The sequence below is a fragment of the Peterkaempfera bronchialis genome (assembly GCF_003258605.2).
GTDB lineage: Bacteria > Actinomycetota > Actinomycetes > Streptomycetales > Streptomycetaceae > Peterkaempfera > Peterkaempfera bronchialis.
Window position 1 is genome coordinate 308,841 of sequence record NZ_CP031264.1, and the last position, 25,678, is coordinate 334,518.

Below are 25,678 nucleotides of genomic sequence, written 5' to 3' on the forward strand. Positions count from 1 at the left end.
TGAAGGGGTGGGCACCCCGGGGTGGCGGGCTCGCCGCCGAGGGGTACGGCACCGCTGCGCCGCGCCGCCCGTGCAGCGGAAATGACTTGCCGTCACCTTCCGGTTCCGGGAGCCTCTAAGGGCCGACGCGGCCGGTGAGGCCCGCGCGGCGGCGGAGGGGAGCACCGTGCGAGGCAGTCCGGACACGGCCGGGGGCATCATCGCCCGGGGCCTGACCAAGACCTTCCGTACCGCGGTGCGCAGACCCGGCTTCGGCGGGGCGCTGCGCTCGCTGGTCGACCCGCTGCGGGTCGAGAAGACCGCCGTGCAGGACGTGTCCTTCAGCGTGGGCCCCGGGCAGCTGCTGGCCCTGCTGGGGCCCAACGGGGCGGGCAAGTCCACCACCATCAAGATGCTCACCGGGATCCTGACGCCCAGCTCCGGCGAGGCCCGGGTGGCCGGAGTGGTGCCCTACCGGGAGCGGGAGCGCAACGCCCACAACATCGGCGCGGTGTTCGGCCAGCGCACCCAGCTGTGGTGGGACCTTCCGGCACGGGAGTCCTTCACCATCCTGAGGGACATCTACGGAGTCCCCGAGACGGAGCACCGGGCGCGGCTGCGGGAGTTCGACGGGCTGCTGGAGCTGTCGGAGTTCTGGGACACCCGGGTGCGCCACCTCTCCCTGGGGCAGCGGGTCCGCTGCGACCTCGCCGGGGCGTTGCTGCACGACCCGGCCATCGTCTTCCTGGACGAGCCGACGATCGGCATGGACGTGGTGGTCAAGGAGCAGGTGCGGGGCTTTCTGCGGCACCAGGTGGAGCAGCGCGGGCGCACGGTGCTGCTCACCACGCACGACATGACCGAGGTGGGCCGGCTGGCGGAGCGGGTGGTGCTGATCAACCACGGCCGGATCGTGCTGGACGGGCCGCTGGAGGAGATCCGGCGCCGCTTCGGGGGCACCTGGCAGATCCATGTGACGCTCACCGACCCGGCCGCCGCCCCGGGCGCGGACGGCGCTCCGCTGCCGCCCGGCGTCACGGTGCTGCGCAGGGAGGGTCCCCGGGTGGTCTTCGGCCCGGACGGCGGCGCCGAGCTCACCGTCCACGAGGCGCTCAAGCGGATCGTGGAACGCTACCGGATCGCCGACCTCGCCCTGGAGGAGAACGACCTGGAGGACGTGATGCGCGCCGCCTATCTGCGCCGGGAGAGCGAGGACGCCGACACCGCGCCGGGCTCCGAGCGGGACGGCACCGCCCCCGCCGCCCGGGCCCGCTGATGGCGGCGGCAGCGGCGACCGCACCCGCCCGGTCCTCGCGCCCGGCCTGGCGGACCGCCTGGATCACCCCGCGCGGCGAACTGCTGGCCCCGCCCCGGATGACCGCCACCGCGCTGCGGCTGGCCGTCCAGGTGTTCCTGGTCAGCTGCCTGTGGCGCGGGCTGTACGCGCACGCCGGTACCACCGCCGGGCTCGACCGGGAGCAGGCGGTCGGGTATGCGGTGCTGGCCGTCCTCGCCACCCGCATCCGGGGCCTGGACCGGCAGGCCGGCCGGGACACGGTCCTCCAGCACCTGCACTTCGGCACCATCGTCTACTGGTTCCTGCGGCCCGTGCCGCCCCGCCGCTACTACGCGCTGCGCGCGCTGGGCGACCAGCTCTACGGCTTCGCCTGGGTGCTGGCCGGCTATCTGGTCTGCCGGGTCACCGGGGTGCTGCCCGGTCCGGCCTCCGCATCGGCCGCCGCCGCGTTCGCCGCCGCTCTGCTGCTGGGCCAGCTGGTCCTCTACTACCTGATGCTGCTGATCGACCTGCTCTGCTTCTGGACGCTGCGCAACGGCTCCGCGCTGCGCATCCTCCAGTTCGCGCAGAACCTGCTCTCCGGTGCCTATGCGCCGCTCTGGTTCTTCCCCGGCTGGTTCATCACCATGAGTGCCTTCCTGCCGTTCCAGGCCACGCTCAACACCCCGCTGTCGCTCTACATCGGACGTATCCCGGTCGCCGACGCGCCCCGGGAGCTGCTGGTGCAGGCGCTCTGGGCGGCCGGGCTCGCCGTGCTCACCCGTTGGCTGTGGCAGCGCGCCGCCCATCGGGTCGTCTCCCAGGGAGGGTGACCGACTGTGGTCCTCGCTGCCGAGCAGCACACCGGTGGTACCGGCCCGTCCGCGTCCGGCAGCCGGATCCGCCGGACGGCCCACGCCTGGCAGGTGGTCTGGCGGATCACCCTGCTGAACTTCCGCGCCCAGCTGGAGTACCGGGCCGAGTTCCTGATGATGATCGCGGTCGGCGTGGTCTGGCAGATGTCCATCATCGTCTTCGCCTCGGTGCTGCTCACCCGGTTTCCCGGTCTGGGCGGCTGGAGCAGCGCGGAGGTGTTGCTGATCGTGGGCATGCGGATGTTCAGCCATGCGCTGTACGTCCTCTTCCTCGGCCGGGTCTACAACCTCTCCTTCCTGGTGCAGGAGGGGGTCATCGACGCCTGCCTGCTGCGGCCGATGCCGGTCTACCGGCAGGTGCAGCTCTCCGTCTTCCCCACCAACGGGTTCGGTGACCTGGCGGTCGCGGCTGCCCTCTTCGCCACCGCCGTCCAGCGCAGCACGGTGGAGTGGACGCCGGGGCGGGCCGCCTTCCTGGCCGCCGGGGTGGTGGGCGGGATGTTTGTCGAGGGCGCCGTGGGGACGGCGCTCTCCAGCGCCTCACTGCACTTCCCGGGCACCTACTACTGGAGCAACTGGGTGGAGGAGATGATGGCGACCTTCGGCAGCTACCCGCTGAACATCCTGCCCAGGGCGGTCGGCGGGGTCTTCACCTTTCTGCTGCCGCTGGCCTTCATCGCGTACTTCCCGGCCGGCGTGCTGACGGGGCACGGCTCCTCGCTGGGCGCCCCGCTGTGGCTGGCGGGCGCCTCCCCGCTGGTGGGCCTGGCGGCCTTCGCGGCCGCCCGGCGGCTGTGGGACTGGAGCCTGAAGCACTACACCGGCGTCAACGGCTGACGGCGGCGGCTGCGGCTCCGGCTGCTGCGGCTGTTGCGGCTGCGGTGCGGGGGGCCACCCGGCTGATGCTCCGGAGCCGGGTGGCGTGGCGCCTGGATCCGCTGCGGAGGGGCCGGTACCTCCTGGTGCTGACGGCCCGTCCACGGCCGGTCCGGCGCCGCGCGACGGCTCCCCATCGGAGGCCAGGTATGACTGACATTCCCAGCGACCTCAGGTACAGCAAGGACCACGAGTGGGTCCGGTGCACGGAGAGCGGGCGGTTGCGGATCGGCATCACGGACTACGCCCAGCGGCAGCTCGGTGACATCGTCTTCGTCGAACTGCCCAAGGCGGGCGACCGGTTGGAGGCGGAGGAGCCGTTCGGCAGCCTGGAGTCGGTCAAGGCGGTCTCCGAGGTGTACATGCCGGTGGCGGGCAAGGTGGTCGCGGTGAACGACTCCCTGGGCGACGCCGCGGAGCAGATCAACGAGGAACCGTACGGCGACGGGTGGCTGATCGAGGTCGAGGCGTCCGATCCGGCGACGGTGGACGGCCTGCTGACCGCCGCGCAGTACCAGGACTTCCTCACGGCCGAGGAGTAGCCCGGGGCCCCACGGCTTCGGGGCCTCGGCTCGGGGGCGTCGGCGGGCGGCGGGCGAAGGCGGGGGCGTGCTCGGGCAGTACACCGATCGCGATCACATGGGCCAGCGCGGCCCGCAGCCGCCGGAACCGCTGGAGCAGCAGCGCCGGTTTCGGCGGCGTGTCCCGCTCGGCGGCGTCCGCCGCGCCCGTCAGCCCGTGCTTGACCAGCGTCTGGTGCATCACCCACTGGAGCGACTGGGTGACCACCGTGGGCAGCCAGCGTCTCAGCTGGACCCGGGCGAGGTCCCGCCCGCCGACCCGGCCCGCGAGCAGCGGCGCGGCCAGCAGCCGGGCGGTGGCGACGGCGTCCTGGATCGCCAGGTTGATGCCCACCCCGCCGATCGGGGACATCGCGTGCGCCGCATCGCCGATGCAGAGCAGGCCCGGGGTGAACCAGCGCTGCATGCGGTCCAGCCGGACGTTCAGCAGCTTGACCTCGTCCCAGGAGCGCACGGCGGCGGCCCGGTCGGGCATCCGGGGCAGCAGGGCCGCCAGGCGCGTGCGAAAGGCGTCGATGCCCTCGGCGCGCATCCGGGCGTCGCTGCCCTTGCGGATCAGATAGCCGACCTGGAAGTACTCGCCCCGGTCGATCAGGACCAGAGCGCCACCCCGGCCCGCTCGGGCGGCCAGCCCCTCCGGATCGCCCGGGTGGCGCGGCAGCCGGAACCACCAGACGTCCAGCGGCACGCCGAAGTCCCGGTGGCGCAGGCCGCTCGCGGCGCGCACGGTGGAGGTCCGTCCGTCGCAGGCGACCGTCAGCGTGGCGTGCAGTTCGCCGCACTGTCCGTCCTGGGTGCGGTACCGGACCCCGGTCACCGCGTCCCCCTCCCGCAGCAGCCCCGTGACCTCGGTGGCCATCCGCAGGGTGAACGTCGGCTCCTGCCCGGCCGCGCGGGCGAGCAGGCCCAGCAGGTCCCACTGCGGGACCATCGCGATGTGCTTGTGCGGGCCCGGCAGCAGGTCCAGGTCCACCGTGACCGGCCGGGGTCCGCTCAGCGGGAGCAGGGCCTGGGCCAGCAGCCGGTGCGGGATCGCCCAGAAGCTCTCCCCCAGCCCGAGTTCGTCGAGCAGGGTCAGGGTGGAGGCATGCACGGTGTCGCCCCGGAAGTCGCGCAGGAAGTCGCCATGCTTCTCCAGCACCTGCACCCGGACCCCGGCCCGGGCCAGCAGCAGCCCCAGCATCATTCCGGCGGGGCCACCGCCGACGATGCAGCATGCCGTCTCCTCGCGGGCCATACGTCCAGCATGCACCCGGGCCCGGGCCCCGCACCCCGGCGGACCGGGCTCCGGCAGACCAGGCTTCGGGGGGCGACACTTGACTTGCCGCGGTTCACGTCTTAGGCAGGCTGTAGCGGACCTTCTCTCCAACCTCTACAGGTCGTGGGCCTGAGGAAGCGGCGCACGCGGATCGATCGCGTGGAGACCTGAGGAAGAAGAACGGACATGGCACGTTCGGTCGGAATCGACCTCGGCACGACCAACTCGGTCGTCTGCGTCCTGGAGGGCGGCGATCCCACCGTGATCGCCAACACGGAGGGGTCCAGGACCACTCCCTCGGTGGTGGCGTTCGGCAAGGGCGGCGAGGTGCTGGTCGGCGAGGTCGCCAAGCGCCAGGCGGTGACCAATGTGGAGCGCACCGCGCGGTCGGTCAAACGGCATGTGGGCGAGACGGCGTGGCGCTTCCCGGAGTCCGGCACGGTGGACGGCAAGCGCTACACGGCCCAGGAGATCTCCGCACGGGTGTTGCAGAAGCTGAAGCGCGACGCGGAGGCGTATCTGGGCGAGGACGTCACGGACGCCGTCATCACGGTTCCCGCGTACTTCAACGACACCCAGCGCACCGCCACCAAGGAGGCCGGCGAGATCGCGGGCCTGAGGGTGCTGCGGATCATCAATGAGCCGACGGCGGCGGCCCTGGCGTACGGCCTGGACAAGGAGGAGGACCAGACGATCCTGGTCTTCGACCTCGGCGGTGGCACCTTCGATGTGTCGCTGCTGGAGATCGGTGACGGCGTGGTCGAGGTCAAGGCCACCGCCGGCGACACCCATCTGGGCGGTGACGACTGGGACCAGCGGATCGTCGACCACCTGGTGAAGCAGTTCAAGAACGGCCATGGGGTGGACCTGTCCAAGGACAAGATCGCCGTGCAGCGGCTGCGCGAGGCGGCCGAGAAGGCCAAGATCGAACTCTCCGCGACAACCGAGACCACGGTCAATCTGCCCTACATCACGGCCTCCGCCGAGGGCCCGCTGCACCTGGACGAGAAGCTCACCCGGGCCCAGTTCCAGCAGCTGACCGCCGACCTGCTGGAGCGCTGCAAGGGCCCGTTCCACCAGGCCGTGAAGGACGCCAAGATCAACCTCTCCGATGTCGACCATGTGGTGCTGGTCGGCGGCTCCACCCGGATGCCCGCCGTGACCGACCTGGTCAAGCAGCTCACCGGCAAGGAGCCGCACAAGGGCGTCAACCCGGACGAGGTCGTCGCCATCGGCGCCTCCCTCCAGGCCGGTGTGCTCAAGGGCGAGGTCAAGGACGTGCTGCTGCTGGACGTCACCCCGCTCTCGCTGGGCATCGAGACCAAGGGCGGCATCATGACCAAGCTGATCGAGCGCAACACCACGATCCCGACCAAGCGGTCCGAGATCTTCACCACGGCCGAGGACAACCAGCCGTCGGTGCAGATCCAGGTCTACCAGGGCGAGCGCGAGATCGCGGCGTACAACAAGAAGCTCGGCATGTTCGACCTCAGCGGGCTTCCCCCCGCCCCGCGCGGCCTTCCGCAGATCGAGGTCACCTTCGACATCGACGCCAACGGCATCATGCATGTCACCGCGAAGGACCTCGGCACCGGCAAGGAGCAGAAGATGACCGTCACCGGCGGCTCCGCGCTGCCCAAGGACGACATCGCCCGGATGATGCGCGAGGCCGAGCAGTACGCGGACGAGGACCACAGGCGCCGCGAGGCCGCCGAGACCCGCAACCAGGCCGAGCAGCTGGTCTACACCACCGAGACGTTCCTCAGGGACAACCAGGACAAGGTGCCGGCCGACGTCAGGTCCGAGGTCGAGACCGCCGTCGGCGACCTCAAGGAGAAGCTGAAGGGCGAGGACACCGCGGCGATCCGCGAGGCCACCGAGAAGGTCTCCACCACCGCGCAGCGGCTCGGCCAGGCAATGTACGCGCAGGCCCAGGCCCAGGCGCAGGGCGGCGCCACCGGTGGTGGGGCGTACGCGGCCGATGCGGGCGGCGCAGCCCAGGACGGCGGCGAGCAGGAGGTCGTCGACGCGGAGATCGTCGACGAGGAGAAGCGGCAGGGAGGCACCGGATGAGCCGGGGCGGTCGGCCGCCCTTGGCGGTCCGCGACGAGGGACGCGGCTCCCCGCCCGTCCTGCAACCCGGGCCGACCGGCCGCCGCGAGCTCCCCGGGCCGCCGGGCCCCGAACCCCGTACGGCGGCGTCGGACGACACCCGGCCCGAGCCCGAACCCGGGCCCGATCGCTCCGGAGCGGGGCGGCTGCGGGAGGAGCTGGCCGAGCGGACCGCCGACCTGCAACGGGTCAAGGCCGAGTACGACAACTACCGCAAGCGGGTGCAGCGCGACCGGTTGGCGGTTCGCGAGATCGCCGTGGTCAATGTGCTCGGCGGGTTGCTGCCGGTCCTTGACGCCATCGGCCGGGCCCGCGAGCACGGCGAGCTGACGGGCGGCTCCGGGTCGGTGGCCGAAGCGCTGGAGGCCCATCTGGCCTCCCTCGGCCTCCGCTCCTTCGGCGAGGCGGGCGAACCCTTCGACCCGGCGTGCCACGAGGCGCTGCTGCACGCGTACTCGGCCGAGGTCGACCGCGCCACCTGCGCCCAGGTCCTGCGGCCCGGCTACCGGGTCGGCGAGCACCTGCTGCGTCCGGCCCAGGTGTCGGTCACCGAACCGTCCGGCCCCCCTGGCACCGGCTGACCGGGCCCGGCCAGCCGCCGGGCAGCAGCGTGCGGTCGGGGCAGACGCCCGGGTGGTCCGGCGGGCGGGCGGGGTGTCGTCTTGGGTCACCGAGGGTGCACGGGAGCTGGCGGCCTTGGCCTGGACAGCCCGGTCCGGGTGCCGGTGGTGGCGCGGGCAACCCAGGACAGCAGGTGCACCCAGGCGACGCGGCACCGCCGAACCCCGCCGACCACCAGACGCCGGACCCGACCTCGCACCGGATACGCGCTGCCGCAGCACAGACCGACAGCCCGTCGATGCGGAGCACCCGCAACGGCCGACCCAGGACAGCAGGTACACCCAGGCGACGCGGCACCGCCGAACCCCGCCGACCACCAGACGCCGGGCCCGACCTCGCACCGGATACGCGCTGCCGCAGCACAGACCGACAGCCCGTCGATGTCGGGCACCCGCAACGGCCGACCCAGGACAGCAGGTACACCCAGGCGACGCGGCACCGCCGAACCCCGCCGACCACCAGACGCCGGGCCTGACCTCGCACCGACGGCCCGGGTGGCGGGGTTGGGTCCCGCCTGCTGCCGGGTCAGGAGGTGGGGGCCGGTGCCTGGTGGGGCAGGACGCCGGAGTGGTGGAGTCCTGCTCGGGCGTGGGCGACGGCCTCGGGGGTGGTGGCGAAGACCCGGCCCTGTACGTGGAGTTGCCGCAGCACGCCCAGTGCCTCCAGCGGCCTGAGGTGGTCGGGGCGGATGCCGGAGACCAGGACCACGGTGCCGCGCCGGGTGAGCCGTTCGACCGCTTCGCCCAGCGCCAGGGCGCCCGTGGCGTCGATGGCACTCACCCGGGACATCCGCAGGATGACCACCGCGACCTGGGCCTGCTCGATGAGTTCCGGCAGCAGGCGGTGGGCGGCCGCGAACAGCAGCGGGCCGTCGATGCGGTAGGCGGCGATGTGCTCCGCCGGCAGGATCGGCTCGTCCTGGTGGTGGTCGGCGTGGAGCGGGACCCGCTTGAGACCGGCGCTCCTGGCGACGGCGCGCAGCGCCAGGACACCGGTCGCCGCCAGGCCCGCGACCACGGCGGTGACCAGGTCGAAGGCGAGCGTGGCGACGGCGGTGAGCAGCAGTACGGCGGCCTCGCCGCGTCCGGCGCGGGCCAGCGCCCGTACCGAGGCCACCTCCACCATCCGCACGGCGGTGGCGATCAGCACCCCGGCCAGCGCCGCCATCGGGATGCCGGACACCAGGGGGGCTGCGGCCAGGACGATGACCGCGAGTACGGCGGCGTGGATGAGCGCCGCCAGCCGGGAGGCGGCGCCGGAGCGGACGTTGACGGCCGTACGGGCGATGGCGCCGGTGGCGGCGACCCCGCCGAACAGCGGTGCCACCAGGTTGGCCAGGCCCTGGCCGAAGAGCTCCCGGTCGCTGTCATGGCGTTCGCCGCCGGTCATCGCATCGGCGGCGGTGGCGGACATCAGCGACTCCAGGGCGGCCAGCGCGGCGACCGCGACCGCCGGGGCGAGCAGCCCCGGCAGGGCGCCGGGGTGGAGGAAGGAGAGCGAGGGGGCCGGGATACCGGCGGGGATGTGCCCGATCCGGGCGACCGGCAGGTCGGCCAGGGCGGTGACGGCGGTGGCGGCCACCACGGCGGGCAGCGAGAACGGCACGGTGGGCCGCAGCCGGGCGCCCAGCAGCATCACGGCCGCCACCCCGGCGGCCAGCGCCAGGGACGCCCAGTGCGGTGTGGTGGCGAAGCGGACCGCCGCCCGGGCGGCGACCACGGCCACATTGTCCCCGGCGGGCTTGGGCACTCCGAGCGCGGCGGGGATCTGCTGGAGGGCGATCACTCCGGCGATGCCGACGGTGAACCCCTCCACCACCGGCGCGGGGACGTAGGCCATCCAGCGGCCCGCGCGGGCCAGGGCCAGCGCCACCAGCAGCACCCCGGCGAGCATCCCCACGGTGAGCACCCCGGAGGGGCCGTAGCGGTGGACGATGGGCACCAGGACCACCGTCATCGCGCCGGTGGGGCCGGACACCTGGAGGCTGGAGCCGCCGAACAGGGCGGCCAGCGCGCCCGCCACCACGGCGGTGACCAGCCCCGCCTGGGCTCCCAGGCCGGAGGCGATGCCGAACCCCAGCGCCAGGGGCAGTGCCACGACGGCGACGGTCAGCCCGGCGAGCAGGTCCCGGCGCGGGGAGCGGCGCATGGTGGCGAGGACGGCCCGGTCGGGGAGCACGGCCCGCACCCGGGCGGACGCCGCCCGGATCGGCCGGACGGAAGTGCGCGCCTTGCTCATCAGGACACGGCTCATACGGGCACGGCTCGGGGGCAGACCCGGTGGGGCGGGACAGGCACGGTCGGCGCTCTCCTTCGCGGTCCGTCGGCGGGGTGGCCTCGCGGCATGCGCCCAAGAATCCATGAATATGCAGAATTCTTCAAATCCTCATGTCTTCGGCCGCCCGCAGTGCATCCGGAGCGGTCCGGCGCCGCATGCCGAAGGTCCCTGCCGTCGCGGCCATGGGTCCCGCCGGGGCCCCGCGCACGGAGCCGGCCGCCGGGACCTTCAGCACCGGTCCGAGCCTTCGCCACGCGAGATATTGACGGTGCAACAAACGCAGCATCACACCGGGACCGGGACCTACGGAGGCCGCCATGGCAGTACAGCAGCACGCAGACCGGTCCATCGACCCGGCGCGGGCACTCGCCGCGCTGCGCGTGGTCACCGGGTTCGTCTTCCTCTGGGCGTTCTTCGACAAGGCCTTCGGCTGGGGCTACGCCACCCCGGCGAACAGCGCGTGGGTGAACGGCGGCTCCCCGACCCGGGGCTTCCTCAGCCATGTGGCGGTCGGCCCGCTGGAGTCCGTCTTCCACGACTGGGCGGGCGCCTGGTGGGCCGACTGGCTCTTCATGCTGGGACTGCTGGGCATCGGCCTGGCGCTGGTGGCCGGGGTGGCCCTGTGGATCACGGCGGCGGCCGGCACCCTGATGCTCGCCCTGATGTGGGCGGCCGAGTGGCCGCCCGCCCGCCATCTGTCGGACGGCACCGCCAGCGGGTCGTCCAACCCGTTCGTGGACTACCACGTGGTGTACGCGGTGCTGCTGGTCGCGCTGGCCGCCGTCGGCGCGGGCACCACCTGGGGGCTGGGCCGCCGGTGGGCCGCGCTGCCGTGGGTCCGCGACCGCTCCTGGCTCCGCTGACTCCGCCGCCTGCCGCGTCCCCGGCGGGGAGGGTGAGCCGACAGGCCCATCGTCCCCGCCGGGGACGCGCCCTGCTCGGGGCGGACGGCGGATGACATCATGCCTCTTCCGGTGCGGGGGTTCGCCACGCCCGGCGGACCGGAGGGGTGAGGCGGGCATGGGCAGCGAGACCGTGAAGCAGCGGAGGTTCTCCGGCGGCTGGCGGCCGGCGGCGACGGTGGCGATGATCGGCGGGTTCTACGTCCTGCTGCCGGCGCTGCCGGCGGCGGGGGTGGCGCTGGTGTGGACGGCGCATGTGCACGGCTGGCCGGTGCAGCTCGCCCTCGCGCTGGCGGCGGGGCCGGTATGGGCCGTGGTCGGTACGCTGCGCGCGCTGTTCTCGTCCGATCCCCCGGAAGCCGGGCTCCGGCTGGAGCGCGACCGGGCCCCCGAGCTGTGGCGGATGGTCGACGAGCTGGCGGCGGCTGCGGAGACCCGGGCGCCCGACGAGATCCTGCTGGTCCCCGAGGTCAATGCGGGCGTCACCGAGCAGGGCAACTGGCTCGGCCTGCGACCGGGGGTGCGACGCCTCTACCTGGGCGCCCCGCTGCTGGCCTGCCTGACCGCCGGGGAGCTGCGCGCCACGCTGGGGCACGAGCTGGGCCACTTCAGCGGCCGCCATACGGCGTGGAGCGCGGCCGGCTACCGGACGGTGGCCGGGATGGAGGCCGCCGGGTCGACCGGCGGGCCGGCCGGGCTGCTGCTGCGCGGCTGGCTGTGGCTCTATCTGAAGGTCGCCATGCCGCTGTCGCGGCAGTGGGAGCTGGAGGCCGACGCGGTCTCCCTGGACGCGGCGGGACGTACGGCAGCCGTGTCGGCGCTGCGCAGGGAGGCGGCACTGCGCCACCTGGAGGACGACTACGCCCACGCCTGGTTCCCCCTGGCGATACTGGCCCGGCGCACCCCCGATCTCATCGGCGGTCTGCACGCCTACCTCGGCGCTCCCGGGCGGGCGGCGGAGGTCGCGGCCCTGGCCGCCCAGGACACCCTCGGGGCGCTGGAACCGGAGACCGGCGCCTGGTACTCCACCCATCCGCCGCTGGACGAGCGGATCGCCCTGTTGCAGCGGCTGCCCGCCCCCGAGGTCGCCGCCGACGACCGCCCCGCCGCCGTGCTGCTGCCCGATCTGGCGGGCGCGGTGGCGGAGCTGGGCCGGTCGCTGGTCGAGGAGCTGTCGGCGGCGTCCGGGCCGGAGGAGCCGGTGGCGGACTGGGCGCAGATCGTGGAGCGGGCAGCTGCCGTACGCGTTCAGCTCTCGGCCGCCCGGCACACGCACCGCCTGGAGGAGAGCGGCGTCCTGGCGCGGGCCGACCTGGCGTCCGTACTGGCGGCCGTCGAGTCCGGGCGCGGTGCGGAGCTTGCCGCCCCCGAGCCGAGCTGGCAGGAGGACGACAACGCGTCAGCAGGCCGCCGCACCGGGTCGGCGGTGGTGCTGGCGGTGCTGGCCGAGGCGGCGGTGCTGGCCACCGGGCGCGGCGGCTACCGGCTCGACTGGTCCGGCCCGCCGGCGCTCCTGGTCGACGGCGTTCCCGCCGGGCTCGGCGAGGCTGCCGCCCGGGCGGCAGCCGATCCGGCGGCCGTGCCGGAGCTGCGGCGGCGGCTGGCCGAGCTGGGGGCGCCGCCGGACCACCGGCCGGACCGGGCGGCCTTTGACTTCCCCGACGAGATCCTGACGGTCTTCGGCAATGTGGCGCTGCGCCACCGGACCTATGACCTGGTGATCTGCACCCACGGCCTGCTGCTGCTCCGCAGGGGGGTGTTCCGGCTGGCGGTGGGCCAGCAGCGGCGCCTCGCCCGTCTCCAGGCCCGGGGGCGCACGGCGCTGCACGCCCGCCGGCACGCGCGCGCCATCCCGGTCGAGACGCTCTCGTCCATACGGCTGGTCGGCGCCGACTCCGCAAAGCTGGACCTGCGCCTCACCGACGGCAGCACCCTCCGCCTCCGCACCACCGCGGAGTCGGTCGGGGACGGGCCGGTGGACGTCCTGCGGGCCCTGGTGGCGGACCCGCCGGCGGTCGCCCTGCTCGGCGAGCCCGCCGCGCCCTGACCCCGGCTCCGCCGTCCGCACCGGCGGGCAGCGGCGGATGTCGTACGCCTCGCTCCGGGACGGCGCCCGCTCGGGGCGGTATTTTGACGAGATCGACTCATTGTCGTGCCCCGCGCGGCTGCTCCGCCCGAGAGCGCCGTGGAGGTCGGGCAGGGCGGGACTTCAGCAGGAGGGCGACTGGTGGCCGTGCGACCCCGACCGAGGCTGATCCTGTTGTGCGGGCTCCCCGGCTCCGGGAAGACCACGCTGGCCAAGCGGCTGGCCCAGGAGGTTCCCGCCGTGCGGCTCTGCCCGGACGAGTGGCTGGCGGGCCTCGGCATGGACCTCTACGACGAAGAGGTGCGCGACCGGCTGGAGCGGCAGTTCTGGGAGCACGCCGGGAATCTGCTGAGGCTGGGACAGAACGTGGTCCTGGAGTTCGGCTTCTGGTCGCGCTCCGAGCGGAACGACAAGCGCCTCGCCGCCCGTGCGCTCGGCGCGGTGGTCGAGCTGCGCTACCTCACGGCGCCGTTCGAGGAGCTGTGGCGCCGGGTCGAGGCCCGCAGCGCGGAGGCCGCCTGGGGCACGGTCCCGCTCTCCCGCGAGACGCTCGAAGCGTATGCGCGGCTCTTCGAGGCCCCGGACCGCGCCGAACTCGCCCTCTTCGACCGGCCCCCGGCGGGCCACGGCTGCTGAGCCGTGGCCCTGGCCGGGGCGGGGGGCCGGGGTGGCGGTGGGGATGGTCAGGGCTTGCGGGCGACGGCGCCGTACTGGGCCACCTGCGCCGGGGCGGTCCCGCTGCCGTCGGCCGGGTCCGGCCGCCACCGCGCACAGGACACCAGGCCCGGCTCCAGCAGTTCCAGGCCGTCCAGGAAGCGGGCGACCTCGGCGCCGCTGCGGGCGGTGATCGGCGGCTTGGCGTTCTGGTTCCAGAACTGCATCGCCTCGACGTTCCCCTCGCCGCCGAGTTCCAGCGTGGGGTGGGTGAGCACCAGGTAGCTGCCGGAGGGCACCGCGTCCATGAGCCGGCGCACGACCCGCTGCGCCTCCTCGGTGTCGAGCACGAAGTTCAGGACGCCCAGCAGCATGATCGCCACCGGTCGGCTGAAGTCCAGCGTCCGGCCGGCGGCCTCCAGGAGCCGGTCGGTGTCCCGGATGTCGGCGTCGACATAGTCGGTGGCGCCCTGCGGGCTGCTGGTGAGCAGGGCGCGGGCGTGCACCAGGACCAGGGCGTCATTGTCGGCGTAGACGATCCGCGACTCGGGCGCCACCCGCTGGGCGACCTCATGGGTGTTCTCGGCGGTGGGCAGGCCGGTGCCGATGTCCAGGAACTGCCGGATCCCCGCCTCATCGGCCAGGAACCGCACCGCGCGGCCCAGGAACTCCCGGTCCGCGCGGGCCACATGGACGATGTCCGGGAACATCCGGAAGACATGGTCGCCGGCTTCCCGGTCGGCGGCGTAGTGGTCCTTGCCGCCCAGCCAGTAGTTCCAGACCCGGGCGTTGTGCGCGATGGTCGGATCGAGCCGGTCGGCCGCATTGGACCGGCGCTCTGTACCCACACGTCCTCCTGATGTCCTGCGCAGGCACCCCACCCTGCGCGTGATCACCATCATGCCCGATGCGGCCGACCCCCGCAGTGGCAGGGCTCGGATACTCAACTCCCTTGCGGTGGTGCGCTGTTGGCCGATCCTGGGCGGGTGGGCTGGTGGGGCAGAGCCGGGGTGTCGGTGAGGAAGCCGAGACGGAGATGGACGATCCGGGCGAACTCGGCGACGGTGCCGTTGCTGCGCAGGAACTCCATCGGGGGGATGTCGAGGTCATAGCGCTGGTTGAGGGCCACCAGGACCTGAGCGGCCATCAGGGAGTCCATGCCGTAGGTGTCGAGACGGCGGTACGGGTCCAGCTGCTCAGGGTCCAGGTACAGGACGTCGGCCAGCAGCGCCGTGAGCTGGCCGGTGAGGTAGTCCAGCGCCTCCTCGCCGGTCATCCGGCCGAGGGCGCGCAGCAGTTCCTCGCGGGTGAGCTCGCCGCTCTGCGGGCGGGCGGGGACGAGGCCGCGCAGCCGGGCGGTGGCCAGCAGCGGCAGCAGTGCCGCCGTGCGGGACCAGGTGCAGCGGGAGATGCCCGCGACGTCCACCGCGCCGGGCCGGTCGGCCCGCAGCCCGCCGACCGGCAGCCCGTCGACCGGCAGCCCGCCGGCCAGCAGCCGTTCGGCGCGGGCGAAGGCATGGCGGGGGGCGAGCGGCTCGATGCCGAGGCCGAGCAGGCCGTCCAGCAGGTCGTTGCGGACGACATAGCCGGTCTCGCCGATGGCGCCCCAGGCGATGGCGAGGGCGGTCTCGCCGCGCTGCCGGCGCTGCCGGGCCAGGCCCTCCAGATAGAGGTTGGCGGCGGTGTAGGGGGCCTGCGTGAAGTTGCCGATCATGGCGGTGGTGGAGGAGTACAGCAGGAAGAGGTCGAGTTCCCGGCCCCGGGTGAGGTCGTCCAGGACGGCCGCCCCGCCCAGCTTGGGGGCCAGGACGGCGGCGATGCGCTCGGGGGTGAATTCGGCGAGCGGGGCGTCGTCCATGTGCATCGCGCAGTGCACCACGCCGCGCAGCGGGTGGCCGCCCGCGTCGACCTCCGCCAGGACGGCCCGCATGGCGGCCGGGTCCGCGACATCGGCGGCCCGTACGGTGGCCTGCACGCCGCGCTCGGTGAGCGCCGAGACGACCGAGGCGGCTTCCGGTGCCCGGCTGCCGCGCCGGCTGACCAGCACCAGGTGCCGGGCGCCGAGGTCGGCGAGCCAGACCGCCGTGGCGGCGCCGAATCCGCTGGTGCCACCGGTGACGAGGTAGGTGGCCTGCGGGTCCAGTCGGGGGGCACGGGGCAGCGGCTCGACGGAGACGGGTTCGTCGAGCGGGTCGAAGGTGACGACGACCTTGCCGAGGTGGCGTGAGTGCTGCATCAGGCGGAACGCCTCCTCGACCCGGGCGGCGGGGAAGACGCTGTGCGGCAGCGGATGGTGCTCGGGCAGCCGGGTGAACTGGTCGACCTCCTGGAGCAGCGGGCCGACCAGGCGCAGGTCGAGCAGGGCGGTGGACAGGTCCACGCCGTGGAAGGCGAGGTTGCGGCCGAAGGGCCGGAGCGGCAGCGGCTTGCCCTCGTACATGTCGCGCTTGCCGAGTTCGATGAACCGGCCGCCGGGGCGGAGCAGTTCCAGCCCGCGTGCGATGGCCTCTCCGGCGAGGGAGTTGAGCACGATGTCGACGCCCTCGCCGCCGGTGATCTCCCCGACCTGGACGGCGAAGTCCAGCGACCGCGAGTCCAGGACGTGTTCGACGCCGAGGCTGCGCAGGAAGTCGCGCTTGAGGTCGCTTCCCGCCGTGGCGATCACCCGGGCGCGGTGGGCGCGTGCGTACTGGAGGGCGGCCAGGCCCACACCGCCGGCCGCGCCGTGCACCAGCACCGTCTCGCCGGGCTGGAGGCGGGCCAGCCGCAGCAGGCTGTAGTGGACGGTGCAGAAGGCGACCGGGGCGGTGGCGGCCTCGATGAAGCCCAGGTGGTCGGGGATGCGCCTCAGGTCGGCGGCCCTGCTGACGGCGCGTGAGGCAAGGGAGTCGTGCATCATGCCGACGACCCGGTCGCCGGGCTTGAGGGTGGTCACTCCGGGGCCGCAGGCGGTGACGACACCGGCGCACTCCAGGCCCAGGCCCTCCTCGCGGGCGCCCCGGAGCACCTCGGCGGGCAGCAGTCCGACGGCCTGCATGATGTCGCGGTAGTTGAGCGCGGCAGCCCGGACGTCAAGGACCACCTGACCCGGTCCCGGGCAGAGGTCGGGGGTCTCCTCCCAGTCCAACCGGTAGGTGAGGCCGGGGTGGCGGACGCGCAGCGCGCAGGGGCCGGGTCGGCGGGTGGGCAGGGCGGTGGGGTGCGGTTGCTCGCGGGGGACGAAGCGGTCGCGGGCGGTGAGGACGATCTCGTCCTCCTCGCCGGGGGCGAGCAGTTCGCGGACCAGCCGTTCGGCGTCCTCGGCCGGGTCGGCTGTCCGTTGCAGGCAGATGCGGCGGCTGTCCAGCTCGGGCTGCTCATTGACCAGGCAGCGGGCCACGCCCCAGGCGGCGGAGTCGCCGGGGTGGCTGATCTCCACCGGGGTGGGCAGGGCGCCGCTGGGCCTGGTGACCAGCCACAGGGCGGTGCGGACGCCCGGGGGCAGCTCGCGGCAGGCCACGGCGAGGGCGCGCAGCACCTCGGCGTGCCGGGTGGCCTGGGTGACGGCCCCGCCGGGCGTGTCGGGTGGGCCGGAGCCGAGGACCAGGACGAGGGAGACCTGGTCGGCGGGGGTGCCGTGGTCGGCGAGGGCGGCCCGCCAGTCGGCGGGGTCGCGGCCGGCCTCGATCAGCCGGCAGCGGGTGGCCCCGAGGCCGGTGAGGGTGTCCACGACGGCCTGCGGCAGCGGGTCGGCCCCAGGGGCGTCGGTCGCGATGAGGAAGGCGGTGTCCTCGGGGGGAGCGGGCAGTTCGGGGCGTGCTGCGGCGGGGCCGTGCGGGGTGGCGGCGAGGAAGGCGGAGAAGTGGCTGCGGGCCGGCTCGGTGTCGTCGCCGGTCTGGACGGCTCCGGTGTAGCCGCAGCGGTCCAGCAGGGCGGGCCACCGGTCGCGGGGCAGCAGCACGGAGTCGGGGCGCAGGTCGGTGTCGGTGTTGCCGTGGAAGCTGCCCAGGGTGCCGAAGACCGGGGCGAGCATCTCCGCGTCATGGGACTCCACGCCCAGCAGGTGGCCGCCCGGTGCCAGCAGGGTGGCCACCCGGCGCAGGGCTCCTTCGAGGTCCTTGGCCGTGTGCAGGGAGTTGGCGGCGACCACCAGGTCGAAGCTGTGCGCGGGGTAGCCCTGCCCGGCCGGGTCGGCGTCCAGGTCAAGGGTGCGGTACTCGATGAAGTCATAGTCGCCGAAGCGGTTCTGGGCGCGGGTGAAGAAGACCGGTGAGACATCGGTGAAGCAGTAGCGGGTGCGGTCGGCGGGCAGCAGCGGGAGCAGCGCGGCGGCGGTGCCGCCGGTGCCCGCGCCGATCTCCAGGATGCGCAGGGCGCGGTCGGCGGGCCAGTGCCGGACCATCTCCTCCAGCAGCGCCTGGGCCAGGCGGTTGTGGAAGCGGCAGGGTGGCGCGGTGTCGTGGTACTGCTCCAGCAGCGTCGCGGCGGGCTCGGTGCTCAGCAGGCCCAGCGGCTCCTCGGCGCCGCGCAGCACGGCGTCCAGATGGTGCGCCTGGTGGGCGGCGAGGGCGAGTTCGGTGACATAGGCGGGCGCCTCGGCGGTCGCGTCCAGGATCGGCGGGACGGCGGCGGGGACGGGCTCGCTGAGCCGCCACCGGCCGTCGGGCAGCCGGACGAGGTGGCCGTGGCGCTCCATCAGCGGGGCCAGCAGGTCGATCAGGCGGCGGTGCCGGGCCTGCATGCCCGCCGCGACCAGGTCGTCGGGGGTGAACGGGGCGGTGGGGTCGGGCAGCAGGCGGGCGAGTGCCGCCGCCGTGCTCTCCGCCGTGAACTGCTTGTACAGCGCGGCGAACCGGTCGTAGCGCATCCCCCGCCAGGCGGCCTGGAGGTCGGCGATGCGGGCCTGGGCCGCCTGCGCGATCCGCTCGGGGGACGGCAGCGGCGAGGGGGCGCAGGGGAGGTCCGGGTGCGGGGCGGCGCGCAGCACGGTGCGGTGGGTGGAGACGGGGGTGCGGTGGGCGGCGGGGACGCGGCGCAGCCGGCAGCCGTCGAGCTGGGCGGTGACCGTACCGTCGTGGGCGGCGATGGTGATGTCCCAGCAGACCTCGCTGTCGGTGCGGGAGCGTTCGCGTACCCACATCACTCCGGTGGGGGCGGGGGTGTCCCAGACGCGGACGGCGGCGATGGCGGCGGGCAGGTGGGCGTGGCCGTCGAGCAGCCGCTCCAGCAGCAGCGCGACCCCGGCCTGGAGCGCGCCGTCGAGCAGGGCGGGGTGTGCGGTGTAGGGGGCGCCGGGGGCGTCGTGGCGGTAGTCGGCCAGCACGGCGGAGCGGCCCGCCCGGATCCGGTGCAGGATGCGGAAGGCGGGGCCGTAGCCGAGCCCGGCCGCCGCGCAGGAGGCGTAGTAGTCGGCGACCGCGACCTGGTCCGGGCAGGCGGCGCGCAGCGCGTCCAGGTCCAGGGGTTCGGGCCGGGGGCGCAGCAGTGACCTGACGCGGGCGCGGACGTGCGGGCGCGGCTCCTCGGCCTGCTCGTCGGTGCTGGTGACGGCCAGCGTCCCGTCGTCGGGGTTGAGCGAGACCTGGGTGCGTACGGCGGTGGCGTCCGCCCAGGGCACCACCAGGGCGTTGCTGATGTCCAGGTGCTCGACCTCCACCGGGCCGCCGAGCACGGCGCGGCCGGCGGCCAGGGCCATCTCCACGAAGCCGGTGGCGGGCATGACCACGGAACCGCTCAGCCGGTGGTCGGCCAGCCAGGGGACGAGTACGGGCTCGATGGCGCCCTCCCAGACGGGTACGGGGGCGGGCAGCCGCTCGCCGAGCAGGGGGTGCTGGAGCAGTCCGCTGCCGCTGGAGTTCACCCAGGACTGCGGGGTGCCGCTCCAGTGGCGCTCGCGCTGCCAGGGGTAGCCGGGCAGGTCGGTGACGCGTCCCGGCTGCGGGAAGTAGCGCTTCCAGTCGGTGTCGGCACCGGCCGCCAGGGCGGCGGCGACTGCGGTGGCGACGGCGTGCGGGCCGTCCGCTTCGCGGCGCAGGGTGGGCAGCACGGCCGCCGTGTGGCCGGGGCGGGTGGCGGCGATGCGGCGCAGATAGCTGCGGAGCACCGGGTGGGGGCCGACTTCGAGCAGGATGCCCGCCCCGTCCTCGACGGCCCGCTGGACCGCCGCGTGGAACCGCACGGGTCGGCGGACGTTCTGCCACCAGTAGTCGGCGTCCAGGTCGGTTCCCCGGGTGCGCTGGCCGGTGACGGTGGAGTAGAGGGGGACGGCGACGGGGGCGGGGTCCAGGTCGGCCAGGGCTGCGGTGAGTGTGCTCCGCTGGCCGTCCATGTGGCGGCTGTGGAAGGCGTAGTCGAGGCCGAGGTCCTGGAAGTACACGCCGCGTCCGCCCAGTTCGCGGCCGAGCTCGGCCAGGGCGGCGGCGTCGCCCGCGACGGTCACGTCCTGGGGGCTGTTGAGTCCGGCCAGCTCCAGGGTGCCGTGGTAGCGGGCCAGCACCTCCTCGGCCTGGTCGGGCGGGAGGCCGACTGCGGCCATCCGGCCGCTGCCGGCGGTGGCGCCCTGTGTCCGGCTGCGTTCGGCGATCACTGCCGCCGCCTGGCGCAGGGTGAGCGCTCCGCTGGTGTGGGCCGCCGCCACCTCGCCCACGCTGTGGCCGACCACCATCGCCGGTTCGATGCCCCGGGCGCGCAGCAGGGCGGTGAGGCCGACCTGCACCGCGAAGAGCAGGGGTTGTGCGACCTCGGTGGCCGCCAGCCGCCATGCGTCGGGCGGGGAGGCCAGGGTCTGCGCGACCGACCAGCCCAGACGGGGCGTCAGCACCGTGTCCACCTGCTCCACGGCCGCACGGAAGACGGCATCCCGGGCCAGCAGGTCACCTCCCATGCCCGCCCACTGCGACCCATTGCCGCAGTACACGAACGCCACCCGCCCGCTCGCGGCCACCCGCCCGGTGGCACCTGCGGCCACGTACGGCAGCTCTGCGGCGGCGGGTGGTGCGGCGGACGGCTGGTCGGCGGCCCATGAGGCGGACGACACGGCGGACGACTGGTCGGCGGGGGCGGAGGCGGGCGAATGGTCGGCGGGCGAGGAGGCCAACGCCACCTGGCCGCTTGCGTCCACCTGCGCGGTGACACCTGCGGCCACGGACGCCAGCTCTGCGGCGGCGGGTGGTGCAGCGGACGCCTGGTCGGCGGCCAATGAGGCGGACGACACGGCAGACGGCAGGTCAACGGGCGACAGGGCGGACGACTGGTCGGCGAGGGCGGCGGCGGGCGACTGGGCGGACGGCAGGTCAGCAGGCAAGATGACCAACGCCACCTGGCCGCTTGCGGCCGCCGGCGCGGTGGCCCCGGCGGCCACGGACGCCAGCGCTGCGGCGGCGGGTGGTGCGGCGGACGGCTGATCGGCGGCCAATGAGGCGGACGACACGGCAGACGGCAAGTCAACGGGCGACAGGGCGGACGACTGGTCGGCGAGGGCGGCGGCGGGCGACTGGGCGGACGGCAGGTCAGCAGGCAAGATGACCAACGCCACCTGGCCGCTTGCGGCCGCCTGCGCGGTGGCCCCGGCGGCGGGTGCTGCGGGGGCTGGTCGGGGGGTGTGGCGGTGGCCAGGGTGGCGGGGGCTGGTCGGCGGCGGGCGGGGTAGCTGGGGTGGTGGGGGTGAGGGCGGCGAGTTGTCGGGATGCCTCCAGTGGGGTGCGGGCCAGCACCACCGCGCGGTGTTCGTGCCTGCCACGGCGCAGGCAGGAGGTGTGGGCGAGGTCGTAGAAGTCCTCCGGTGCCGTGGTGGTGAGGTGGTCCGCGAGCCGGGCGGCGGCCTGCGCCAGCGCCTTCGCCGAGCGGGCGGAGACCAGGACCGGCAGCCCTTCCGGCGGCACCGGGCCGGGCACCACCGGCTGTGGCGCGGGCGGCGCGCAGGTGAGGACGGCATGGGCGTTGGCGCCGCCGAAGCCGAAGGAGTTCACCCCGACCACGGGGCGCCCCCCGGTCGGCAGGGCCCGGTTGCGGGTGGTCAGGCTCAGGCCCAGCCCGGCGAAGTCGATGTCCGGGTGCGGCGGATCGGCGTGCAGCGACGCCGGGGCGATGCCGTGCCTGAGCACCAGCAGCGCCTTGAACAGCCCCGCCATGCCGGAGGCCGGCTCCAGGTGGCCGAGGTTGGTCTTGACCGATCCGATCGGCAGTTCGCCGGTGATGCGGCGGATGCCCAGGGCGCGGCCGATGGCCTGGGCCTCCAGCGGGTCGCCCACCGGGGTCCCGGTGCCATGGGCCTCGAAGTACACCAGTTCGTCCGGGTGCACGCCGGCCCGCGCGTACACCTGGCGCAGCAGGTCCTCCTGGGCCTGGGGGTTGGGCAGCGACAGGCCCATCGTCCTGCCGTCGCTGTTGGCCCCGCTGCCGAGGATCACCCCGTGGACGCGGTCGCCGTCGGCGCAGGCGTCGGCCAGCCGCTTGAGGAGGACCACGCCGCCGCCCTCGGCCCGTACGAACCCGTCGGCCCGGGCGGAGAAGGACGCGCATCTGCCGCTGACCGAGAGCATCGACGCCTGCGAGAACCCGACGTAGTGGAACGGGCTGAGCAGCACATTGGCGCCGCCGCACACCACCGCGCGGCTGGTCCCCTCCGCCAGGGTGCGGCAGGCCCGGTCGAGCGCGACCAGTGAGGAGGAGCATGCGGTGTCGATGGCCATGCTGGGGCCGCGCAGGTCGAAGGCGTGCGAGATGCGGTTGGCCGCGATGGAGGAGGCGGCGCCCGCCATCGTGTAGGGGCTGACGGTGCGCAGCGACGCCATCTGCAAGCCGCCGTAGGAGGCGTCGGAGATGCCGATGTACACCGCCGTGTCGGACCCGGCCAGCAGGGCCGGATCGATGGCGGCGTCGTCCAGTGCGTCGGCGGTCAGCTCCAGCAGCAGCCGGTGCTGGGGGTCCATGTGGGCCGCCTCCTTGGGGGAGATCCCGAAGTAGGCGGCGTCGAAGGAGGCGACGTCGTCGAGGAAGCCGCCCGCCCCGGTGTAGCTCTTGCCCTTGCGCGGCCCCGAGGGGTCGACGAAGCGGTCGGCGTCGAAGCGGTCCGGCGGGACCTCCCCGACCAGGTCCCTGCCCTGCTCCAGCGCGCTCCACAGCCCGTCCAGGCTGCTGATGCCCCCCGGCAGGCGGCAGGCCACCCCCACGATCGCGATCGACCGGTCGATCGCGTCGGCCTGAGTTCGGTGCATGCGGTGGGCCTTCCTTGTGTCGCTGCGGCGCCTGTCACTGCGGCGCCTGCGGGGAGTGCGCCTGCCGCATCACCACGCCGGATAGCGACGCACAGTAGTCACGCGGGATGGGGGCGGCGGCCCGGATTCACTCCAACCGGCGGCCTGCGACCGGTTTTCACCCGGGGCGGTGACCTCACCGCCGCACGGCCGGGTCATCCTTTCGGGTTGTCGTGCGATGACACCGCGCCGTGTACGGGCGGGGCATGGACCGGACGCGGCGCATGGGCTCCGGCGCGGGCTCAGGCCGACGTGGTCTCCTCGGGACGCACCATCCCCCCACTCCGCCCTCATGCCTCACGTCAGGAGCCTGCCATGGCTGTGCTGTTCACCGGCGCGACCGGGTTTCTCGGGAGCCGCATCCTGCGCGAACTGCTCGCCGAGGATTCCGAGGAGACCATCACGGTCCTGGGTCGCGGCACCCCCCAGGAGCTGCGCGGCCGGGTCGAGGCCGCCGTCACCTGGCTGGGCGGTCCGCCGCCCGCCGGCGGCGGGTTCGGCCGCCTGCGGTACGTCACCGCGGACCTCACCAGGCACCGGCTGGGCCTGCGGGGGCGCGACCGCGCGGCCGTCACCGAGGGCTGCACCACGCTCTGGCACTGCGCGGCGCGGCTGGCCCTCCAGGGCGACCCGGCTCCCCTGTTCAAGGCCAATGTCGCCGGTACCCGCCGGATCCTGGAGTTGGCCGGGGAGGCACCGGGGGCGCGGGTGGTGCATATCAGTACCGCCTATGTCGCCGGCGGGCGCCGCACCGGGCACGTCCTGGAGAGCGACCTGACCGAGGAGTACGGGTTCCGGACCTCGTACGAGGAGACCAAGTACACGGCCGAGCGGCTGGTCCACGCCTGGGCGGCGCGCACCGGCCGCACCGCTACCGTGCTGCGGCCCAGCCTGCTGGTGGACGACCGGCGCATCCCCGACGGGCTGCCCGACCAGTCGCTCGGCGTGCTGGCCCGGCTGATCGGCGCGGCGCTGCGCCAGAAGGCCGCCGGCGACGAGACCCTGGCGCGTCTGCTGGGCGGCGGCGACGCCCATGGCAGCGGTATGCACTTCCGTATCCAGGGCGATCCCGGGGGCGGTATCAACATGGTGCCGGTGGACTACGCCGCCCGGGCCGCGGTCCGGGTCGCCGCCGCCCGTACGGGTCCCGGTGTACGGACCGTGCACATCACCCACCCGCAGAACACCGGCTTCGCGGCGGCCAAGTACGCGTTCGAGGCGCGCTACCCCGGGATCACCCTGACCATGGTGCCGACCGTCCCGGCTCCCGACCCCTATGAGGCCCTCTTCGCCCTGCACCTGGGGAGCCTGCTGGCCTTTCTGGCGCAGCGCCGGACCTATGACCGCGGCAACCTGCTGCGGGACGTCGGCGACCTGCCCGACCCGCAGCCCGTGGACGGCCCCTATCTCGCCCGGGCGCTGGGCTGCACGGCCGCTGTGGCGTCGGCGGTGCAGCCGGTACCTCTCCCGCGACCTCCGGCCGGTGCCCGCTCGGCATCGGCAGGGTGATCCACGGCGTTCCGTTGTCCCGGACATGCCCCGAAGGTCGGCGTCGGCTTCGGCTTCGGCGTCGGCTTCGGCATCCGGCGCCGCTGCCGGTGTCGCGAGCAGGGCCCACCGAGTCCGCGGTCGAGTGCCCGCAGGGGGACGGCATCCGGGTGTACCTGCCGCTGCTGGACGGCAGCGACGAGGTCGGGGTGATGGCCCTGACCCTTGACACCATGGGTGACGACGACCGCCGGCTGCTGCGGCGGCTCGCTGGTCTGGTCGCCGACATACCGACGGCCTGATCGAGGAGCACCTGACCGGCGGCGAGCAGTTCGGCGAGCAACGCCTGATCGACTCCATCGAGCGCGTCGGGCCCGCCACCGCTGGGGTGCAGCAGATGGTACGGGCCCTCTCGCATGCCCTGATGCGGGAGCGGGGCGGGACCACCAGCGACGACGCCAGCCTCTTCATGGTCGAGTGGCGCGGGGGCAGCGCCGACCACCTTGCCAGGCCGGAGTGGTGACCGGTCCGGGGCCGTCGCTCAGACGGCGGACTGGGAGGCGGCGGCCTGGGGGCGCAGGTCGGCCAGGGTCAGGCGGTGGGCGGGCGGGTGCGGCAGCACGATCCGGGTGGCGGGGTGCAGGCCGGGGCCGACGTGGAGGAGTTCACCCGGGCGCAGCAGCCGCCAGTCCGGGTGGTCGTCCAGCCGCTCGCTGGCGACCACGACGGCGGGGGCCCGCGCCAGGTCCTGGGAGTGGACCCGCAGCCGTCCTCCGGTGCCGCAGTGGTCCAGGTGCCGGTCTCCGTGCCGGCCGCCCGCCCCGCGCTCCAGCACATACAGCTCATGGGTGTCGGGGTAGCGCAGCGCCCACAGGTCGCCGGGGGTGATCAGGACCAGGTTGAGGGCGAAGACCGGCAGGTTCTCGGCGACCCAGCGGGCGGCGTGTTCGATGCCTGCGGCGACGTCGCCGCCGTGTTCCCGCGTCTCCCGGGTGATGAGCGCGAAGAAGCGCTCCGAGTCGGTCTCCCCGTGCACCAGGGAGAGGTCGTCGCCCAGATGGTCCTCCAGCCTGTCCAGGCCCTCGATGACGCCGTTGTGGGCGAAGAGCCGCCCCTGCTGGAGGAACGGGTGGGTGTTGCGGTCCTGGAGCCCTCCGGTGGAGGCGTACCGCACATGGGCGACGAAGGTGGCCGACTCCGCCTGCCTGGCGTCCTGGGCGAAGGCGCGGTCCCGGTAGGCGGCGATCGGTGCCTTGTGCACCTGCGGCTCGCCCGCCGGGTCGAAGAAGCCGAGCCCGGTGCCGTCGGGGTCCCGGCGGCTCTGCACGCTGAGGCTGTCCGGTGCCTCCAGCAGCCAGAAGGTGGCGTGCACCCGGAGCGGGGCGCTGCTCATGGCGAAGAGTCGGCACATGGCCCGCCGGTACCCGCCCGCCGGAGGAGTACACCTCAGCGGACGCCGC

The 25,678-nt window shown here is 74.1% G+C and carries 18 protein-coding genes; 12 read left to right on the forward strand and 6 right to left on the reverse strand.

The features are described 5' to 3' along the window. Nucleotides 1-166 precede the first annotated feature (166 nt). From C7M71_RS01325 to gcvH, 4 genes are all read left to right on the forward strand, one after another. A complete protein-coding gene (locus tag C7M71_RS01325; protein ID WP_229758458.1) occupies nucleotides 167-1,255 on the forward strand; it encodes an ABC transporter ATP-binding protein in 1,089 nt (362 codons plus the stop codon). Then, nucleotides 1,255-2,088: an ABC transporter permease gene (locus C7M71_RS01330; protein ID WP_111489106.1), complete on the forward strand. Its 834-nt coding sequence runs from the start codon at nucleotides 1,255-1,257 to the stop codon at nucleotides 2,086-2,088. The genes C7M71_RS01325 and C7M71_RS01330 overlap by 1 nt, the downstream gene beginning before the upstream one ends. Before the next feature lie 93 nt (nucleotides 2,089-2,181). After that, complete coding sequence (locus C7M71_RS01335) at nucleotides 2,182-2,967, forward strand: ABC transporter permease (RefSeq protein WP_111489157.1); 786 nt, start codon at nucleotides 2,182-2,184, stop codon at nucleotides 2,965-2,967. A gap of 188 nt (nucleotides 2,968-3,155) precedes the next feature. Further along, nucleotides 3,156-3,548: a glycine cleavage system protein GcvH gene (gcvH, locus tag C7M71_RS01340; protein ID WP_111489105.1), complete on the forward strand. Its 393-nt coding sequence runs from the start codon at nucleotides 3,156-3,158 to the stop codon at nucleotides 3,546-3,548. Here gcvH and C7M71_RS01345 read toward each other — a convergent pair. Continuing rightward, complete coding sequence (locus C7M71_RS01345; RefSeq protein WP_111489104.1) at nucleotides 3,532-4,824, reverse strand: FAD-dependent oxidoreductase; 1,293 nt, start codon at nucleotides 4,822-4,824, stop codon at nucleotides 3,532-3,534. The genes gcvH and C7M71_RS01345 overlap by 17 nt on opposite strands. Nucleotides 4,825-5,031: 207 nt before the next feature. Here C7M71_RS01345 and dnaK point away from each other — a divergent pair, with 207 nt between their 5' ends. Both dnaK and grpE read left to right on the forward strand, forming a co-directional pair. Next, complete coding sequence (dnaK, locus tag C7M71_RS01350; RefSeq protein ID WP_111489103.1) at nucleotides 5,032-6,918, forward strand: molecular chaperone DnaK; 1,887 nt, start codon at nucleotides 5,032-5,034, stop codon at nucleotides 6,916-6,918. Beyond that, entirely contained in the window at nucleotides 6,915-7,538 is a 624-nt protein-coding gene (gene grpE / locus C7M71_RS01355) for a nucleotide exchange factor GrpE (protein ID WP_111489102.1), read from the forward strand. Before dnaK ends, grpE begins: the two co-directional genes overlap by 4 nt. 565 nt (nucleotides 7,539-8,103) lie before the next feature. On the opposite strand, the gene C7M71_RS01360 is transcribed toward grpE, so the two are convergent. Next, complete coding sequence (locus C7M71_RS01360; RefSeq protein WP_111489101.1) at nucleotides 8,104-9,816, reverse strand: SulP family inorganic anion transporter; 1,713 nt, start codon at nucleotides 9,814-9,816, stop codon at nucleotides 8,104-8,106. A 323-nt stretch (nucleotides 9,817-10,139) separates the two neighbouring features. Here C7M71_RS01360 and C7M71_RS01365 point away from each other — a divergent pair, with 323 nt between their 5' ends. From C7M71_RS01365 to C7M71_RS01375, 3 genes are all read left to right on the forward strand, one after another. After that, complete coding sequence (locus C7M71_RS01365) at nucleotides 10,140-10,718, forward strand: hypothetical protein (RefSeq protein WP_407675967.1); 579 nt, start codon at nucleotides 10,140-10,142, stop codon at nucleotides 10,716-10,718. Nucleotides 10,719-10,875: 157 nt separating this feature from the next. Then, nucleotides 10,876-12,804, forward strand: a complete 1,929-nt coding sequence (locus tag C7M71_RS01370; RefSeq protein WP_162824097.1) for a M48 family metallopeptidase — start codon at nucleotides 10,876-10,878, stop codon at nucleotides 12,802-12,804. A gap of 180 nt (nucleotides 12,805-12,984) precedes the next feature. Then, nucleotides 12,985-13,479 carry an AAA family ATPase gene (locus tag C7M71_RS01375; RefSeq protein WP_111493415.1) on the forward strand — a complete coding sequence of 165 codons (495 nt, stop codon included), beginning with the start codon at nucleotides 12,985-12,987 and terminating at the stop codon, nucleotides 13,477-13,479. 47 nt (nucleotides 13,480-13,526) lie between these two features. On the opposite strand, the gene C7M71_RS01380 is transcribed toward C7M71_RS01375, so the two are convergent. From C7M71_RS01380 to C7M71_RS31270, 3 genes are all read right to left on the reverse strand, one after another. After that, the gene (locus C7M71_RS01380) at nucleotides 13,527-14,345 is read right to left on the reverse strand and encodes an SAM-dependent methyltransferase (RefSeq protein WP_229758460.1); all 819 of its coding nucleotides are present in this window, start codon (nucleotides 14,343-14,345) and stop codon (nucleotides 13,527-13,529) included. Nucleotides 14,346-14,440: 95 nt separating this feature from the next. After that, nucleotides 14,441-20,995 carry an SDR family NAD(P)-dependent oxidoreductase gene (locus C7M71_RS32425; RefSeq protein WP_265737635.1) on the reverse strand — a complete coding sequence of 2,185 codons (6,555 nt, stop codon included), beginning with the start codon at nucleotides 20,993-20,995 and terminating at the stop codon, nucleotides 14,441-14,443. Further along, on the reverse strand, nucleotides 20,985-22,691 hold the full coding sequence (locus C7M71_RS31270; RefSeq protein ID WP_114914125.1) for a beta-ketoacyl synthase N-terminal-like domain-containing protein: 1,707 nt from the start codon (nucleotides 22,689-22,691) through the stop codon (nucleotides 20,985-20,987). Before C7M71_RS31270 ends, C7M71_RS32425 begins: the two co-directional genes overlap by 11 nt. A gap of 354 nt (nucleotides 22,692-23,045) precedes the next feature. Between C7M71_RS31270 and C7M71_RS01395 the strand changes: the two genes are divergently transcribed. The 3 genes from C7M71_RS01395 to C7M71_RS01400 all read left to right on the forward strand — a co-directional run bounded on the left by C7M71_RS01395 (nucleotide 23,046) and on the right by C7M71_RS01400 (nucleotide 24,741). After that, on the forward strand, nucleotides 23,046-24,239 hold the full coding sequence (locus tag C7M71_RS01395; RefSeq protein WP_111493823.1) for an SDR family oxidoreductase: 1,194 nt from the start codon (nucleotides 23,046-23,048) through the stop codon (nucleotides 24,237-24,239). A gap of 89 nt (nucleotides 24,240-24,328) precedes the next feature. Then, nucleotides 24,329-24,520: a hypothetical protein gene (locus C7M71_RS30445; protein ID WP_162824098.1), complete on the forward strand. Its 192-nt coding sequence runs from the start codon at nucleotides 24,329-24,331 to the stop codon at nucleotides 24,518-24,520. Between the two features lie 44 nt (nucleotides 24,521-24,564). Then, complete coding sequence (locus C7M71_RS01400; RefSeq protein WP_229759028.1) at nucleotides 24,565-24,741, forward strand: hypothetical protein; 177 nt, start codon at nucleotides 24,565-24,567, stop codon at nucleotides 24,739-24,741. 18 nt (nucleotides 24,742-24,759) lie between these two features. Here the strand turns inward: C7M71_RS01400 and C7M71_RS01405 are convergent, their stop codons facing one another. Beyond that, nucleotides 24,760-25,629, reverse strand: a complete 870-nt coding sequence (locus C7M71_RS01405; protein WP_111493819.1) for a class II glutamine amidotransferase — start codon at nucleotides 25,627-25,629, stop codon at nucleotides 24,760-24,762. Between the last annotated feature and the right edge of the window lie 49 nt (nucleotides 25,630-25,678).